General features: G+C 74.1%; 11 protein-coding genes and 2 tRNA genes. 2 read left to right on the top strand and 11 right to left on the bottom strand.

Features of this window, described 5'->3' with window-relative positions:
* Window positions 1-159: 159 nt before the first annotated feature.
* A complete protein-coding gene (locus HGB44_RS11480) occupies window positions 160-1,368 on the top strand; it encodes a pyridoxal phosphate-dependent aminotransferase (protein WP_210751496.1) in 1,209 nt (402 codons plus the stop codon).
* A 226-nt stretch (window positions 1,369-1,594) separates the two neighbouring features.
* Window positions 1,595-2,644, top strand: coding sequence for an adenosine deaminase (locus HGB44_RS11475; protein WP_061079586.1), 1,050 nt, complete (start codon window positions 1,595-1,597; stop codon window positions 2,642-2,644).
* A gap of 116 nt (window positions 2,645-2,760) precedes the next feature.
* Here HGB44_RS11475 and HGB44_RS11470 read toward each other — a convergent pair whose 3' ends face one another.
* The 11 genes from HGB44_RS11470 to HGB44_RS11420 all read right to left on the bottom strand — a co-directional run bounded on the left by HGB44_RS11470 (window position 2,761) and on the right by HGB44_RS11420 (window position 16,287).
* Complete coding sequence (locus HGB44_RS11470) at window positions 2,761-3,354, bottom strand: TMEM165/GDT1 family protein (RefSeq protein WP_061079585.1); 594 nt, start codon at window positions 3,352-3,354, stop codon at window positions 2,761-2,763.
* Between the two features lie 328 nt (window positions 3,355-3,682).
* Entirely contained in the window at window positions 3,683-4,747 is a 1,065-nt protein-coding gene (locus HGB44_RS11465) for a UDP-N-acetylmuramate dehydrogenase (RefSeq protein ID WP_061079584.1), read from the bottom strand.
* Between the two features lie 2 nt (window positions 4,748-4,749).
* Window positions 4,750-5,178: a MaoC family dehydratase gene (locus HGB44_RS11460; RefSeq protein WP_061079583.1), complete on the bottom strand. Its 429-nt coding sequence runs from the start codon at window positions 5,176-5,178 to the stop codon at window positions 4,750-4,752.
* Complete coding sequence (locus tag HGB44_RS11455; protein ID WP_061079582.1) at window positions 5,175-5,624, bottom strand: MaoC family dehydratase N-terminal domain-containing protein; 450 nt, start codon at window positions 5,622-5,624, stop codon at window positions 5,175-5,177. Before HGB44_RS11455 ends, HGB44_RS11460 begins: the two co-directional genes overlap by 4 nt.
* Window positions 5,625-5,764: 140 nt before the next feature.
* Window positions 5,765-5,929 (bottom strand): 50S ribosomal protein L33, encoded by a 165-nt coding sequence (rpmG, locus tag HGB44_RS11450; protein ID WP_013156089.1) that lies wholly within the window; start codon window positions 5,927-5,929, stop codon window positions 5,765-5,767.
* A gap of 79 nt (window positions 5,930-6,008) precedes the next feature.
* Window positions 6,009-6,084: transfer RNA gene (locus HGB44_RS11445), tRNA-Met, on the bottom strand.
* Between the two features lie 100 nt (window positions 6,085-6,184).
* Window positions 6,185-6,260: transfer RNA gene (locus HGB44_RS11440), tRNA-Thr, on the bottom strand.
* Window positions 6,261-6,422: 162 nt separating this feature from the next.
* Window positions 6,423-8,453, bottom strand: coding sequence for an AAA family ATPase (locus HGB44_RS11435; RefSeq protein ID WP_061079581.1), 2,031 nt, complete (start codon window positions 8,451-8,453; stop codon window positions 6,423-6,425).
* 127 nt (window positions 8,454-8,580) lie between these two features.
* Window positions 8,581-13,338: a TIGR02680 family protein gene (locus HGB44_RS11430; protein ID WP_061079580.1), complete on the bottom strand. Its 4,758-nt coding sequence runs from the start codon at window positions 13,336-13,338 to the stop codon at window positions 8,581-8,583.
* Window positions 13,280-14,674 carry a TIGR02678 family protein gene (locus HGB44_RS11425; protein WP_061079579.1) on the bottom strand — a complete coding sequence of 465 codons (1,395 nt, stop codon included), beginning with the start codon at window positions 14,672-14,674 and terminating at the stop codon, window positions 13,280-13,282. Before HGB44_RS11425 ends, HGB44_RS11430 begins: the two co-directional genes overlap by 59 nt.
* Window positions 14,674-16,287 (bottom strand): DUF2397 family protein, encoded by a 1,614-nt coding sequence (locus HGB44_RS11420; protein WP_061079578.1) that lies wholly within the window; start codon window positions 16,285-16,287, stop codon window positions 14,674-14,676. The genes HGB44_RS11425 and HGB44_RS11420 overlap by 1 nt, the downstream gene beginning before the upstream one ends.
* Window positions 16,288-16,362 lie beyond the last annotated feature (75 nt).

The raw sequence follows: 16,362 nt of genomic DNA, 5'->3' as shown, positions 1-16,362 counted from the left end.
ACACCTGGGCCACGACCGGCCGACCCGAGAGAGTGTATGCGCTCGGGGCGCCGTGGCCAAACCGTTCGTCCCGCCAGAGAGGGGAAACGACCTCTTCGTCCGGTTGCGCCCTCCTTCCCGCCCGCCCCCGGACCAGGGGCGCATGACAACATGGGACGCATGACTGATCGACCCCGTCTCTCTGCACGTATCAGCGCGATCTCCGAGTCCGCCACCCTGGCCGTGGACGCCAAGGCCAAGGCCATGAAGGCGGAGGGCCGTGCCGTCATCGGCTTCGGCGCGGGAGAGCCCGACTTCCCGACGCCCGACTACATCGTCGAGGCCGCCGTCGAGGCCGCCCGTGAGCCCCGGTTCCACCGCTACACGCCCGCCGGCGGCCTGCCCGAGCTCAAGAAGGCCATCGCCGAGAAGACCCTGCGCGACTCCGGCTACGAGGTCGACCCCGCCCAGGTCCTGGTGACCAACGGCGGCAAGCAGGCCATCTACGAGGCCTTCGCCGCCATGCTGGACCCGGGCGACGAGGTCATCGTCATCGCCCCGTACTGGACCACCTACCCCGAGTCCATCAAGCTCGCGGGCGGCGTCCCGGTCTTCGTCGTCACCGACGAGAGCACCGGCTACCTGGCCGGTGTGGAGCAGCTGGAGGCGGCGCGCAGCGAGCGCACCAAGGTCCTGGTGTTCGTCTCCCCGTCCAACCCGACCGGCGCCGTTTACCCGCGCGAGCAGGTCCGCGAGATCGGCCGCTGGGCGAACGAGCACGGCCTGTGGGTGCTGACCGACGAGATCTACGAGCACCTGGTCTACGGGGACGCCGAGTTCTCCTCGCTGCCCGTCGAGGTGCCCGAGATCGCCGACCGCACCGTCATCGTCAACGGCGTGGCCAAGACCTACGCGATGACCGGCTGGCGCGTGGGGTGGATCATCGGCCCCAAGGACGTGGTCAAGGCCGCGGGCAACCTCCAGTCGCACGCCACCTCCAACGTCGCCAACGTCTCGCAGGCCGCCGCCCTGGCGGCGGTCTCCGGCGACCTGGACGCCGTGGCGACGATGCGCGAGGCCTTCGACCGCCGCCGCAAGACCATCGTGCGCATGCTCAACGAGATCGACGGCGTGGTCTGCCCCGAGCCGCAGGGCGCCTTCTACGCCTACCCCTCGGTCAAGGGCGTGCTGGGCAAGGAGATCCGCGGCCGGACGCCGCGGACCTCCACCGAGCTGGCCGAGCTCATCCTGGAGCAGGCCGAGGTCGCCGTGGTGCCCGGTGAGGCCTTCGGCACCCCCGGCTACCTGCGCCTGTCCTACGCGCTCAGCGACGAAGACCTCGCCGAGGGCGTGAGCCGCATCCAGAAGCTGCTGGCCGAGGCCAGGTAGCAGCACTGCTTCGGTGCTCCGCCGCGCTTCGCCCCGTGTCCGGGCACCCGGAGAGCGGGGACCGGGCCGCGGCAGGCACGGAGGCGGACACGCGGTCACCGACTCCGTTCACGCGCCCCGGGGGACCGGTCCCCCGGGGCGCGTCCGCGTGTACGGGGCCGGTACCCGCGCACCGAAGTGGGGAGTCCTGGCACCGGAGGCGCGCCGTATACGGCAGGCTTACGTCATGGAGACACCGACCAGCGCCCGCCGGTTGGACCGGCTGCCCAAAGCACACCTGCACCTGCACTTCACCGGGTCGATGCGCCATCCCACCCTGGTGGAGCTGGCCGCCGAGCACGGCATCCACCTCCCCCAGGCCCTGGTCGAGGAGTGGCCGCCCAAGCTCCGCGCCACGGACGAGCGCGGCTGGTTCCGGTTCCAGCGCCTGTACGACATCGCCCGGTCGGTCCTGCGCAGCCCCGAGGACGTGTACCGGCTGCTGCGCGAGGCGGCCGAGGACGAGCGCGCGGCCGGGTCCGGCTGGCTGGAGATCCAGGTGGACCCGAGCGGTTACGCGTCGCTCTTCGACGGGCTCACCGCCACCCTGGAGCTGTTCCTGGACGCGGCCCGCGCCGCCGAGCACGCGACCGGCGTGCACGTCGGCCTGATGGTGGCGGCCAACCGCACCAGGCACCCGCTGGACGCCAAGGTGCTGGCCCGCCTGGCCCGCCAGTACGCGGGCAGGGGCGTGGTGTCGTTCGGCCTGAACAACGACGAGCGGCGGGGCCGCGCCCTGGAGTTCGAGGGGGCGTTCCGGATCGCGCGCCGGGCCGGGCTGCTCTCCGCGCCGCACGGCGGCGAGCTCCAGGGGCCCCGCAGCGTGCGCGAGTGCCTGGACGTGCTGGACGCCGACCGGATCGGACACGGGGTGCGGGCCGTGGAGGATCCGCGGCTGGTGGAGCGCATCGCCGAACGCGGGGTGACGCTGGAGGTCTGCCCGACCTCCAACGTGGGCCTGGGGGTGTACGACGACCTGGGGCAGCTGCCGCTGCGCACGCTCTTCGACGCCGGGGTGCCGGTCGCGCTGGGCACCGACGACCCGCTGCTGTTCGGGCCGCGCCTGGTGGAGCAGTACCGGATCGCCCGCGAGGTGCTCGGGTTCTCCGACCCGGAGCTGGCCGAGCTGGCACGGATGTCGGTCCGCGGCTCGGGCGCGCCGGAGTCGCTGCGCAAGGAGCTGCTGGCCGGGGTGGACGCGTGGCTGGCCGCCGAACCGGAGCCCGTCGGGGACTGAGCCGCTCCCGGCGGCCGAGGCCGTCCGGAGCACGGACCCTGCCCTCCGGAGCGACCCACCGCCCGGCTCAGGGCTCAGGGCTCAGGGCTCAGGGCTCAGGGCTCAGGGCTCAGGGCTCAGGCGAGGAGCATCCAGGCGCCCTGGCCCAGCATGGCCGCGCCCGCGACGAAGAACAGGACGGCCGCGCCGATCTGGATGGCGCGCTCGGGCAGCTTCTTGCCGAGCACGGCGCCCAGCGCGATGGCGATGGCGTCGGCCGCGACCATGCCCACGGTGGAGCCGATCCACACGGGCAGCCAGTGGTACTGGGTGCCGACGGTGATCGTGGCGAGCATGGTCTTGTCACCGAGTTCGGCGACGAGGAAGACGACGAAGACGGTCGCGAACGCGGAGCGGATCCGCCGGGAGGCCGCGCGGGCCTCGTCCTTGTCGCTCATCTCGTCGCCGCGCAGGGTCCACGCGCCGAAGAACAGGAACGCGACACCGGCGGCGAGGGTGAGCCAGTCGGTGGGCAGCGCGGCGCCCAGGACCTCGGACAGCAGGACGCTGCCCGCGTGCACGACGGCGGTGGCGGCGGTGATGCCGAGGATGACGGTGAGGGCCCGGTAGCGGGTGGCCAGGGACATCGCCACGAGTTGGGTCTTGTCACCCATTTCTGCGATGAAGATGGCGAAGGCACTGAATGCCAGCCCGGCGGCGAACCCCGTCATGATTTCCCCTTCCGTCCGACGGCGTCTGGGCAGAAGGCGGCGGACGCCACTTCAACCCGGTCTTTTCCGGGTCAAAGGTCTCGTCCGCTCCTGGCTGGGCGTGTCTGGCCCGGCCGGGCTCGTACGACCGGGCCGCGGGGCGGCCAGTGTGTCGATCGCACGCATTGGGGACTACTCCCCTTCGACGTCTCCGACTTTATGGCAGAACGGAAGCGGAATGCAATTCATGGCTTTACTGAATTGTTTTATCAGTCAGCCCTGAAAAACAAGTTCGCCGCGCCCAACTCAGAGATTGGGCGCGGCTGGGGCCGGGGCGGAGCGCCCCGGGTCAGAGCGAGACGCCGACCATCACCGGCTCGTTGACCAGGCGGACCCCGAAGGCCTCCTCCACGCCCGCCCGCACCTCGCGGGCCAGCTCCAGCAGGTCCTCCGTGGTGGCGCCGCCGGGGTTGGTCAGGGCGAGGCTGTGCTTGCCGGAGATGCGCGCGGGGCCGTCGCCGTACCCCTTGGTGAACCCGGCGCGGTCGATCAGCCAGGCCGCGGAGAGCTTGACGTCCCCCCGCGCGTCGGGGTGGCCGGGCACCTGCACGTCGGCGCCCAGACGGGCTGCGGCCCGCTCGCGCACGGCCGCGAACTCCTCGGCGGTGACGACGGGGTTGGTGAAGAACGACCCGGCGCTGCGGGTGTCGGGGTCGGCGGGGTCCAGGACCATGCCCTTGCCCCTGCGCAGCCCCAGGACGGTCTCGCGCGCCTGTTCCAGCGGCACCCGGGCACCCGCCTCGGCCCCCAGGGTGCGGGCGACCTCGGCGTAGGCGACGGGACGGCTGAGCTTGGACCGGCGCAGCGCGAAGACCACCTCGCACACCACGTGGCGGTCGTCGCCCTTGAAGACGCTGTCGCGGTAGCTGAAGCCGCACTCGGCGTTGGTCATCCGGCGCCGCTCGCCGGTGCGCCGGTCGTGGACGAGCACCTCGCGGATGGTCTGGCTGACGTCCTGGCCGTAGGCGCCCACGTTCTGGATGGGGGTGGAGCCGACCCGGCCGGGGATGCCCGACAGGAACTCCAGTCCGCTGAGACCCTCGGCGACGACGCGCTCCACCAGCGGGTCCCACTCCACGCCCGCCTCGGCGCGCAGCAGCACGACCGGTTCGCCCGCGTCGTCGGTGCCCGCCTCCTCGAAGGAGACCCCCTTGGAGTCCACGAGGACCACGGTTCCGGGGAACCCGGCGTCGGAGACCACGAGGTTGCTGCCGCCGCCCAGGACGAGGACGGGCTCGCCGGCGGCGTCGGCCCCGGCGACGGCGGCGACCAGCTCGTCGGTGGTGCCCGCGACCCGGAAGGTCCGCGCCGGGCCGCCCAGGCGCAGGGTGGTGTACTCGGAGAGTGCGGTCACGTCTACCTCGCCAGGCGCACGGTGGCCTTGGACTGCACCAGAACCTTGGCGCCGCCCGACCGCGCGGTCAGCAGCACCGTGACGGTGCCGTCGTCGTTCTTGCTCTTGACCTTGCCGCCGACGGAGATCTCGGCTCCCTCGTCGTCGTCGGGGACCACCACGGGCGCGGAGAAGCGCACCGAGTAGTCGACGACGCAGCCGGGGTCGCCCGCCCAGTCGGTGAGCACCCGCGCGGCCTCGGCCATGGTGAACATGCCGTGCGCGATGACGTCGGGCAGCCCGACCGACTTGGCGAAGCGCTCGTTCCAGTGGATCGGGTTGAAGTCGCCCGAGGCCCCCGCGTAGCGGACCAGGTCCAGGCGGCGGACCGGGAAGGTGCGCTCGGGCAGCTCGGTGCCGACCTCGACGTCGGCGTGGCGCAGCCTGCTCATTCCTCTCCTCCTCGCGCGACCAGCATCATCGTGGCGGTGACCACGTGCTCGCCGTCGGCGTCGTGGGCCACGGTCTCCAGGGTGATCAGCTCGTTGCCGCCCAGGGCCCGGATGGCCGTGATACGGGTGACACTGCTGAGGACGTCCCCGGCGTACAGCGGACGGCTGTAGCGGAAGCTCTGGTCGCCGTGCACGACCCGGGAGAAGTCCAGTCCGAGGTCGGGGTCGGCGATGGCCTGGCCCGAGCCCGCCATCCCCAGGATGACCGGGAAGGTGGGCGGGGCGACCACGTCGGGGTGTCCGGCCGCCCGGGCCGAGGCCTGGTCGGTGTAGACCGGGTTGGGGTCGTTGACCGCCTCGGCGAACTCCCGGATCTTGCCCCGGGTGACCTCGTAGGCCTCCGGCGCGGGGTACTCCCGGCCGAGGTAGTCAGGGTTGATCGCCACGCTCTCTCCTGTCGTGAAGGGGCCCGGACACGCGAACAGCCCGGTGAGCGGATCGCTCACCGGGCTGGAAGCCTTCGAGAACTGCCTCTGCGACGTCGCGGCGGAGACGATCGCGCTCGACAGGGGCGCTCGCGCGGGACCTAACGGGTCTCGCGGTGCTCGTTGTGCTTGCGGCAGTTCGGGCAGAACTTCTTGATCGCGAGACGGTCGGGGGTGTTCCGACGGTTCTTGCGGGTGATGTAGTTCCGGTGATTGCACTCCTGGCAGGCCAGGGTGATCTTCGGCCTCACGTCGGTGGCAGCCACTTCGGAGTGCCTTTCTCGCTGGAAACAGTGGTAAACGCCCGCGACGACCCCTGAGATGTGGGCTCAGGGGTCAGCGGGTTGGTAGCGGGGGCCGGACTTGAACCGACGACACAGCGATTATGAGCCGCTTGCTCTACCGACTGAGCTACCCCGCCCCGATCAACGGGCACAACCCTAGCAGGGCTGTGACCCGGTGCAGGCCGGCGGATGCTCCCTCCGGCCACCCACCTGAGTGGACCGTACCCCGTCAAGTGGTGGAGCCCCTTTACGGAATCGAACCGTAGACCTTCTCCTTACCATGGAGACGCTCTGCCGACTGAGCTAAAGGGGCGCGCTGGTGGGGCTTTCTCTCGTCCGCCCCGGGGGCGTTGCCCCCTTGCGCTGGTCATGACTATACAGGGATCCGGGGGTGGTCTGCCAAATCGAATGCCCCCGGCCCGAGCCCGGACACCGAAACCCCTGTTCACAGGGGGTCCGGCACCACGGCTGTGACTCAGACCGCCTCGACCCACACGTTGGACATGGCGTCCCGGTTGATCGTGCGGATGTTCGCGGGCAGGCCCAGCCTGCGCAGGGCGTCGGACAGGCGGGTGTCGTGGGTGAACACGATCAACTGCCGGTGCCTGCCCACCTCCGCCAGTACCGCGGACAGCCCCTCCACGGTCTCGGTGTCCATCGCCTGGACCGGGTCGTCCAGGACCAGGAAGCCGAAGGGGTTGCCCTCCACCAGGGTGCGCGGCAGGCAGATGGACAGCGCCAGCGCCTGGAACTCGCCCTGGCTCAGGAGCCCGGGCGCGCTGGTCTGGTCCCCGACTCCGTCGACCGACACGTCCACCTCGACCCGGCGCCTGGCGCCCCGGCCGATCAGCCGCATGCCCTGGAGGTCGATGTGGCGCTCCTGGCGCAGCCGGTACCAGACCTGCTCGGCCTGTGCGGCGACCGGGCCCAGCCGCTCCTCCCGCAGGATCCTCGCCTGCTCCGTCAGCCAGGTCAGCGCGGCCTCGGCCCCGTTGAGGGCGTCGCGCGCCGTGAGGGCGTCCTGGGCGTCGTCCAGCCACCCCGAGAGCTGCTCGGCCAGCTCCGACCAGCCGCCGGTCGGGTCCTCCAGCCGCTCGCTCGCGTCCCGGCGGGCGCTCACCGCGGCCGCGCGCAGCCTGCGGCCGACCGCCTCGACGTGCTCGGCCAGCTCGGCCAGGTCGTCGATGTCCGCGCCGGACTCCCACAGCGACCACACCTGGCCCAGCTCGCTCTCAGGCGGCAGCCAGCCCGGTGCCGGCGACATCAGGAAGCGGGCCTGGTCCCTGGCCGCGTCGGCGCGCTCGTAGGCGGCCGAGACGACGGCCGCCTGCGGTTTGAGGGCGCGCAGCTGGGCGTTGGCCCGGCGCACCCAGTCGGCGCCCAGCGGCGCGGTGCACGTGGGGCACTCGGTCTCCGAGGGGTGGCGCTGGTGGTGTTCGAGGGCCTGTTCCAGGAGCCTGACCACCCCGTGCGCGCGGTCGCCCTTGCTGCCCGCCGCCATGGCCAGCTCCATGGACGCGCCCCGGAGCTCGTTGACCACGTCGGACATCAGCGCCCGCTCGGGCACGGCCAGCCGCCGCAGGCGGCGCAGGACCGTGTGCAGCTCGGGATCGCTGGGCCCGGTGTCGGACGCGAGCCTGCGCAGGGCGTCCATGTCGAAGTAGGAGGCGGTGAGGAGCTGGACGGCCTGGACGGCCCTGGGGTCGTCGGAGGCCCGGAGCGCGTCGAGCAGGTACCGCAGCTCCCGCGAGGGCCGGTCGCGGCGCTTGGCGAGCCCGTCGCACACCTTGGCCAGGCGGCGCTCGGCCTCCGCCAGGCCGCTGAGCCCGAGCAGGCCCGTGAGCGTGTCGTACAGCTCGGCCGAGCGCCCGGTGACCGTGCGGCCGAGCTCGTCGTAGGACAGGAACGGGCGGTAGCGCACGAGGTTGTCGCCCCAGTCCATGGTCCTCAGGGGGGAGACCTCGCCGTCCGGGTGGACGACCTCGCCGCGTGCGGAGCGGACGCTCTCGCCCGTCCACCTGCGGCTGATGCGGGTGGAGCCCTCGTCCCCGGCGACGCGGACGTCCACGGTCGCCTCGGTGCGCTCGTCGTAGTGGAGGTTGCGCCAGCCGTCGCGCCAGCCCGTGGGCATGGCGTCCCACCGGGGGTTGCGGCCGGTGAGGGCGGCCTCGGCCGCCTCGGCGAAGCTGGACTTGCCCGAACCGTTGCGCCCGACGATCACGGTGAGCCCGGGACCGGCGTCGAAGGTGAGCTCGGCGGGGCGTCCGATGCCCCGGAAGCCCTGGACCCTGATCCCCGTGAGGTAGGTCCGCCGGACCCTTCCCGCGGGCGGCTCGGCCGCGGGTTCCGGCTCGGGGACGCGCTCACCCCTCAGGCGGGCCTCCAGGGCGTCCTCGCCCCACAGGGCCGCGCTGACCCAGGAGCTGACCTCCCGGGGCAGCCCGGAGCGCGCCAGAGCGTCCAGGAGCGCCGTCCCACCCTCGAACGTCTCGGGTACCCGAGTCACTTCGTCACCCCGCTCACGTGTCGTCTCCGCACAAGCAGACTAGGACAGGACGGGAGGAAGCACTCGCCGAACGCCGGTCTCCGTCGCGGGAGGAGCCGACTGGCCTCCTCCCCCGACGCGGCCCCCCTCACACCCCCACCAGGCGTCTCCTGCTCCCGTCCCACGTGAAGTGCAGGGTGGCGATCCCGGGCACGTTCGGGTCCCGCAGGCACTCGTAGATGTTCAGGCTGGGGACGCTGGCGAAGCAGCCCCACACCCGCTCCGAGGTCAGGACGAAGTCCAGGTCCAGTTCGACCAGCAGGCCCAGCAGGCGCCCGTGCGTGGGCTCGTCGACCTTGGCGAAGGCGTCGTCGAGCAGGATCAGCCTCGGCGCCCACGGCGCCCTGGCCGCCAGGGCGTCGAAGTGCGCGGCGGCGGCCGCGAACAGCACCAGGTAGGCCACCACGCGCTGCTCTCCCTGGCTGAGCGCCGTGCGGTGCCCCAGGCGCCGCTCGTCGCCCGCGCCGTCGGTGACGTACACGGTGAAGGTGAACCAGGACCGGTAGTCCAGGGCCGCACGCAGCTGCGCGCCCCCCGTGGCGGTGGGGTCCAGGCGGCGGATGGCCTCGATGCAGCGCCGGAGCGCGTCGCGCAGCCGGGTCGTCTGCACGCGGGTCCGCTCCCGGGCCGGGGTGGCCAGGAGCGGCACGACCGCCTCGATGTCCGCGCCCGCGTCGGGTGCCAACCGCCAGTCCAGGCGCACGCCCAGCCCGGCCGAGGTGGTGACGTCCTTGAGGACGTCGTTCATGGTCGCGATGAGGGCCCTGGCCTCCTCGACCTGGCGCGCCAGGTGGCCGGCCAGCTCTCCGAGCAGGTGCCGCTCGAAGGCCTCCTCCTCCGCGACCGCGACGCTCTCCTCGGCACCGGCGACCGCGGCGGCGATCCGCTCCGCGTAGGCGGTGACGTCGTGCGCGCCGTCCTCGTCGTGGATCGTGAGGCGCTTGACGCCCCGCGGTTCGCTCATCTCGGTGCGTACCTGCGTCCAGCCCGCCGAGGCGAGCACCCGGTCCAGGTCCTCGCGACTGGCCAGGACCGTGCTGTCGTCGACCCGCGGCACGTCCGTCGCGCCGTCGCCCTCCGGGGCGGCCAGGCCCTCCTCCATCCGGACGACGAAGGCCTCCAGCAGGGCGAGGCGGGCGTCGGGCCCGGGGGGCGCGGTCTCGGCGCGGGCGGCCAGGTAGGCGGCCAGGGGCGCGCCGTCCTCGGCACACGCGCCCAGTCCGGCGGCACGCAGCAGCACGGCGTCGGGGACCTCTGCCCCGGACCCGTCGGTTCCGGTGACCGCGGAGACCAGCCCGTCCCCGGCCGCGAGCGCGCGGCTGACCAGTTCGGCGCGCTCGCGCGTGGCCGCGGCCAGGCGCGCCTCGGCGCTGACCCGCTCGTCCCGGGCGCGCTGGGCGTCGCGTTCGAGTTCGGGCAGCCGTTGGGCGGCCTCCTCGGCCCTGGCCCCGACCTGTTCGCGGGCGGCGTCGAGCTGTTCGTCGGCCACCCCCCGCGCCCGGTCGCCGAGCTCGATCTGGCGGCGGACGGTGATCATGTCGTCGATCGCCGCGGCGCGGGCGTCCTCGGCCAGCGCCCGGTCGGCCCGGACGGCCCGCCAGGCGGCGACGTGGTGCTCGTGGTCGGCGAGCTCCCAGGCCAGGACGTCCAGGTCGCGCAGCGCGGAGGCGATGAGGACCCGCAGGTGGTCCAGGGCCCGCAGGGCGCTGTCCAGGTCGGCGCGCGCGGTGGGCAGGTCCTGCTCCCCCGCGGCGGGTCCGCCCTCCTCGGTGCCCTCCACCACGGAGGAGCGGCGCAGCCTCTCACGGACGTCGAGCAGCTCGGCCCGGCAGTCCTCGGCCGTGTCGCGGGCCACGTCGTGGGCGCGGCGCGCGGCGGCCACGTCGTCCCGGGCGGCCTCCAGAGCGGCCCAGGCGCGGACCAGGGGGGCGGGGTCGGGCAGGGTGCGGGAGACCTCCAGGAGTTCGGCGTAGGAGTGCTCGACGGCCCAGCGGCGCTCGCCCGCCTCGGCGAGCAGGGCCTCGGCGATCGCCATGCGCCTGTCGGTGTTGGCGGTGGTGCGGTCGCGGGCCCGTTTGCGCGCGGCCTCGCCGATGTACTCGGGTTCGCTCTTGTAGTGGGCGCCGGAGGCCACGCCCAGGCGCCAGCCGCCGGAGAGGGACATGGCGCTGGAGAGGGCGACGGAGCCGGGGCTGTCCTTGCGGTGCCGGGGTTCGGCCTCGGAGTCCTCGGGGTCGCGGGCCCGTTCCGCCTCGGAGTCCAGGGCGATGGAGGAGAGCAGGGCGCGCAGGGTCTCGGGGGCGACGCCGCGGCCGGTGATGGGTCCGGCGGCCGGGACGAGCACGTCGAGCAGCGTCCGGCCCCGGACGGGGCGCGACAGCGCGGGGACCGGTACCGGGGAGACCATGAGGTCGCGCGTGGTCGGGTCGTGCAGGGCGCCGTCGGCGCGGACCCAGCCGGCCAGCAGTCCGCTGGCCTCCAGGGCGGCCTCCAGTCCCGCCTGCTCGCGCGTGCTGAGCCCGTCCGCGAAGTCGACGGCCAGGTAGAGCGGGACGCCGTCCCCGTCGGGGCGCGGGTAGGTGGCCCATCCGGGGCGTTCGGGCGCGTGCTCGGCGTTCTTGGTGCGCCGGTCCGCCAGTTCCGCGAGTTCGCCGGAGAGCTGGCCCTCCTCCCCGACGGCCACGTCGCGGCGGGCGCGCAGCTCCTCCAGGAGGGGGTCCACGGCGGCGTGCGCCAGGCGGGCCACCCTGCCGGGGACCGCGGGGTCCAGGACGCGCAGCGCGTCGTCGATGGGCAGTTCGACGCTGCCCTCCAGCTCGTGGATGGCCCCGCCCAGGGCGTGCGCGTGGCTGGAGTCGCGCAGCCGGGCGGACCACTCCCGGACGCCCTCGGCGTAGGCGGCGCTCTCGCGCCGTACGAGTCCGATGGCGTCCTGCTCGCGCTGGTGTGCGCGTTCGAGTACGGCGTCGGCGGACTCGGCCTCGCTGGTCAGCGCGACGAGGCGGCGGTCGGCGGCGGCCTCGACGGCGGTGAGCCCGGTCAGGCGGGCGGCCAGGTCGGCGCGGTCGGCGGCGCGGTCGGCGGCTCCGGTGAGGCGGTCGTGGAGGCGGCCCAGGCGCTCGCGCAGGCCGTCCAGGTCCACGCCCTCGACGGGTTCGCGTTCGACGGCCTGTTCCAGCCCCCGCAGGTCGACCCGGGTGGTGCTCTCGCGGGGCGCGTGGACGGTGGCGACCGGGTCGGGGACGGTACCGAGGACGCCGGGGTCGATCCCCGCGGCGGAGGCGGCGCGCGCGGCCTCGGCGTGGGTCTGGCGCAGGACGTCGAGCGCGCGCTCGATCGTGGCGGTGTCCTCGCCGATCCGCTCGACGGTGTGGCGTTCGACCCGTTCGGCGTGTTCGGCGGCGACCCAGGCGGCCTCGGCCGCGCGGATGTAGGCGCCCACGGCGGCGTCGTAGGCGCGGCGTTCGCCGTCCGTGGCCGTGTCGGCGCCGCCCTGGGCCGCGGCGAGGGTCGCGTCGTCGGACCGGGCGGTGTCGCGGGTGCGGCGGGCCTGGTCGCGTTCCTCGGAGATCTGGCTCTCCGCCGTGATGAGGCTGTCGAGCTCGTCGCGCAGCCGCGCGGTCTCCTCAGTCCGGTCCGCGGCGGCGTCGATCTGCTCGCGCACCTCGGCGGCCCGGGCGCGCAGGGTGTGGACAAGGTAGCCCCGGTAGTCCTCCAGGAACGCGGTGACCCCCGCCCCGGCCTCGGTGAGGGCGTCCTTGTCGGAGCGGGCCCGCTCCAGGTCGGCGATGTTGCGGGCGACCTCGTCCAGGATGGTCTCGTCCATGGGCGGCAGCGCCTCGGACAGGACGCCGACGAGTTCCCCGGCCTCCAGGCGGTCGCCGATGGTGGGGCGGCGCAGCCGGTAGAGCAGGTGGACGAGGTTGCGGTAGCGGACGGAGTCGTCGATGCCGAACAGGTCGTGCATCACCCGGGCCCGGTAGGGGACGGGGCTGGTGAAGCAGTTGTCGGCGCCGATCTCCGAGCGGAGGCGGTCGACGGGCTTGGGACGGCCGTCGGTGACGAGTTCGAGGTCGTGGCCGACCCTGCGGTCGGTGACGAAGAACACGCAGCGCGGGTCGGAGTCGCCGACCGCCATGACGGCCGCGCCCAGGGTCAGGTGGCTGGGCGGGGCGTCGGGGTCGCGGGGCTCCGGCTCCGGCTCCGCCGCGTCGGACCCGGCGGCTGCGCTGGCCGCCGCGCTGGCGGCGAGGAGGGCCGAGGCGCTGTTGGCGCCGGTCCCGGCGAGCAGCGCTGAGGCCCCCCGGCCGGCTCCGGGGCGGGCCGCGGCGTCGAGTCCGCGGTCGCCGCGCTCGGTGGTGAACTCCACCCACAGGTAGCCGAGCCGGGTGGCGGGACCTGAGTCCTCCTCCCCCTCGGGGTCGCCGGACGCGTCGGCGCCGTGCTGGCCGTCCGCGGGTTCGTCCTCCGCGTCGGGGCCGCCGAGCAGGTCGGGGCCGCCCTCCTCGGCCCCGTGGACGCGGCCCGGCCGCGTGTCCTCGGCCATGAGCCAGCGCAGGCTGGTGCGGTTGGTGCCCGTGGTGTCCAGGCGGCGCACATCGCCGTCGAGCAGGAACGGGAGCAGCATCTCCAGCGCCTTGGACTTGCCCGCGCCGTTGCGGCCGCGCAGCAGCAGCCGCCCCTCGGCGAAGTCCAGGACGTGGTCGTCGTACTGCCAGACGTTGCGGATGCCCGCGCGTTCGAGCCGGTAGCGGGGGACGCCGTCGGAGGCGCCGGTACCGGCGGAATCAGCCGGACCCGTCGCCGCCGCCGCTTCCGGGGCCTGGCTGGTCTCCTGAGTCACCACTGGTCGCGCTCACCTTCTCGTTCGCCACCGCTTGCAGCACGGACGCCACCCGGCTCAGGTCGCCGCGGGGGTCGGCGGGAGCGTCGGGTTCACCCTCGTCGTCGCCGGGGGCACGCACCGGGTCGGGGTGTGTCCGGCTGTCTTCGTCATTGTCCTGGATCGGGGGGACGCGGACGTCCGTTTCGGCTCCGTAGCGGGCGGCCGCGGCGGTGAGCCGCCACCGCCCGGGGGCGCCCCGCAGCAGTCCGAGGTCGGCCAGCAGGACCAGGACCCGCTCGCGGAGCCGGACGGGGTCGGGGACCTCGGGTCCCGCGGTGCGGGCCCACTCGGCCCGCGCGGGTGCGTCGGCGCCGCAGAGGACCTCCAGCGCGGCCTCCAGCTCCTCCTCCGGAACGGGCGAGGAGGTGGCGGGGCGACCGGGGTGCAGGCGGCCGGAGAGGTGGCGGACCAGGGCCAGGGCGACCTGTCCGACGGGGTCGTCGGAGGGGAAGGCGTGGCGGGTCCCCGCCTCGTCGGGCATCACGAGGGCGACGCCCTCGGCGCGGACCTCGGTGTCGCAGCCCAGGAGGTTGCCGAGGGCCGCGGCGGCCCGCCACTGGTGCGCGGCGAGGCGGTCGCGCTGGCGGTCGGGGAGCTCCTCGCGGTAGACGACCGCGGTCTCGGCGAGGAGCCTGCGCAGGGCGGTCTCGCCCTGGTGGTCGCCGTCGGGGTCGGTGTCGCTGGCGGCGGCGAGGAAGGAGTCGGGGTCGTCGGAGGCGCGGGGCAGGTGGGCGGCGACCGAGCGCAGGACCTGCGTGTGCGGGATCAGCTCCGCGTCGGCGGAGGGGTCCTCCCGGTGGTCGGCGATGGTGCCGAAGTCCTCGGTGAGGGCGCCGAGCGCGACCAGGTGGAGCAGGGCGGCGCAGAAGGCGCGGCGCTCGGCCAGGCCTCGTGCGGGATCGGCGTCGACCCCGGCCTCGTGCGCGGCGGAGCGAACCCGTCCGGCCAGGCCGCGGACGGTGGTGGGGCCGTGCTCCTCGACCAGGACGGCCAGGGACAGCGCCAGGTAGGTGTGCGTGCGCGGGGTGAAGGGGGCGCCGGTCCCGCGCGTGAGGGGGCGCGCGACCTCGGTGACGAGGCCGCGTTTGACCAGGCGGGCGTGGTCCTCGGCGACGGTCAGGCGGTAGTCGAGCACGCGCTGGAACCGCTGCACGAGCCACTCGGTGTGGGAGCGCACGAGGGCGAACTCGGCGGGGTGGGTGCGCTCGGTGAGCAGGGGGTGCGCCAGGAGTGCGCGGGCCGCGGCCTGGCGTTCGCCGATGAGCGCGGCGTCCTCGCTGTAGGTGTCCGTCTCCATCACTCCCACGATCGCGTCTCGGGCGGGTTCGCGGACAGGCCGTCCGGACCGGGGGTTTCCGGGTCCGGTCCAGGGAGGTTACCGGTGGGTTCGGTGTCCTCGGGGCGGGGCGTGGGAGCGGCGGGGGCCGCGATCCCCAGGATGTCCGCGTAGGAAGGGGCGGCGGGAGTCCCGAGGATCTCCGGGACGGATGGGACACCGGGGTCCACGGGGCGCCGTGAGGCTGCCGGGGACTGGGGGAAGGAGGGTTCTGCCGAAGCCGCCGGGGTCTCGGCGGTGCCGGATGCGGCCGGGGACATTGGGCTCTCCGGATTCTCCGATGCGGCCGGGGTGAACGGGGCCCGTGGGTCGAACGGCGCGGACGGGGCTGTTGGGGTACCCGTGTTCGCGGAGCGGTCCGAGGCAGTCGAGAGCCGAGGGTCGAAAAGGGGTGCCGGGGCCTCGGGTTTCTTTGGGTCTGTCGGGACGGAGGGAGCCGTCGAGGCCTCGGCGTCAGCGGAGCCAGCAGCAGAGGCGTCTGTGTTCACGGAGCGATCCGAGGCGGCAGAGTACCGGGAGACGGTGGGGCCCAGCGGGTCGTCCGAGGTCTCAATGCTCTCGGGTGCGGACGGGACATCGGAGTTCACGGGGTGCTGCGGGACTGCCAAGGAGGATGGGGCCTCCAGGACCTCGGAGGCGGCCGGGGTGAACGGAGTCCGGGGATCGAACGGCGTGGACGAGGCTGCCGGGACGTCCGTGCTCGCGGGGGTGGTGGAGTCGATGGGGGCCGGTGGGTCCTCGGACGGCTTGTCCGGCATCTCGGTGAGGTCCTCGTCGTCCCCCGCGGCGAGCGGGTCCGCGTCGGCACCGGCGGCGGGGACGTCCTCCGCCGGAGAACCGTCGGCGGGGCGGCCCGGGTCGACCGGCTCCGGTTCCTCGGGGAGCTCCGCGTCGCCCTCCTCCGGCTCCTCGGGGAGCGGGGCGAGGTCACCGGCGCTGTGCTGCTCGTAGGGGGTCACCAGCAGGCGCAGCCCCTCCAGGGTCAGCTCTCCGCCCTCCCCCTGGATGGTGACGTCGGCGCCCGGCGCGGCGACGACGTGCAGGCGCAGCGCGAACTCCAGGTCCCCGGCGGAGGTGGGGCGTCTGCTGGCGTCGCCGGACCCCAGGGCCGCGGTGAGGAGCTCCATCAGGACCTCCATACCGGCACCGGACAGGTCCAGACGGGTGCGGCGGCCCGTGGGCTCGGCGAGCAGGGAGCGGATCTGCGCGGCACCGGCGCGGCGCCAGTGGGCGGAGGACTCGGCGGCGTCGCGCAGGCGCGCCTGCTGGGCGCGGTGGTCGCTCACCGGCTCGGGCGGGCGGGCGCCCGGGTGCTCGGTGACGGTGCTGCGGTCGGCCTCGGCCTGCCACCAGCTGGTGGTGGCGGCGACGCCCTCGTCCACCCTCCCCTCCAGGTGGAGCGCCGGGTGGAGGGCGTACGCGGCCGCGGCGAGGGCGTCGGCCCGGTCCGGGTCGGCCTCCTCGAACCAGGCGGCCAGGCGCAGCAGAGAGGCGCGGCCGTGCCGTGGCGTCGGCCGCCCGTCGGCGCCCCGTCCGTCGTCCGCGTGGTTGTCCGTCCACTGGTTGAGTCCCACAACTCAGCAGACTAGAGACCTCGCGGGCGCGCCACGCCCGTTTCGGCGCCGTCCGGTCCCGGGAAGAGGGCCGCG

This window comes from Nocardiopsis alborubida (assembly GCF_012396365.1).
Lineage (GTDB): Bacteria > Actinomycetota > Actinomycetes > Streptosporangiales > Streptosporangiaceae > Nocardiopsis > Nocardiopsis alborubida.
Note: the sequence above shows the minus strand (reverse complement) of the source record. Positions and strands in the feature narration are given on the sequence as shown.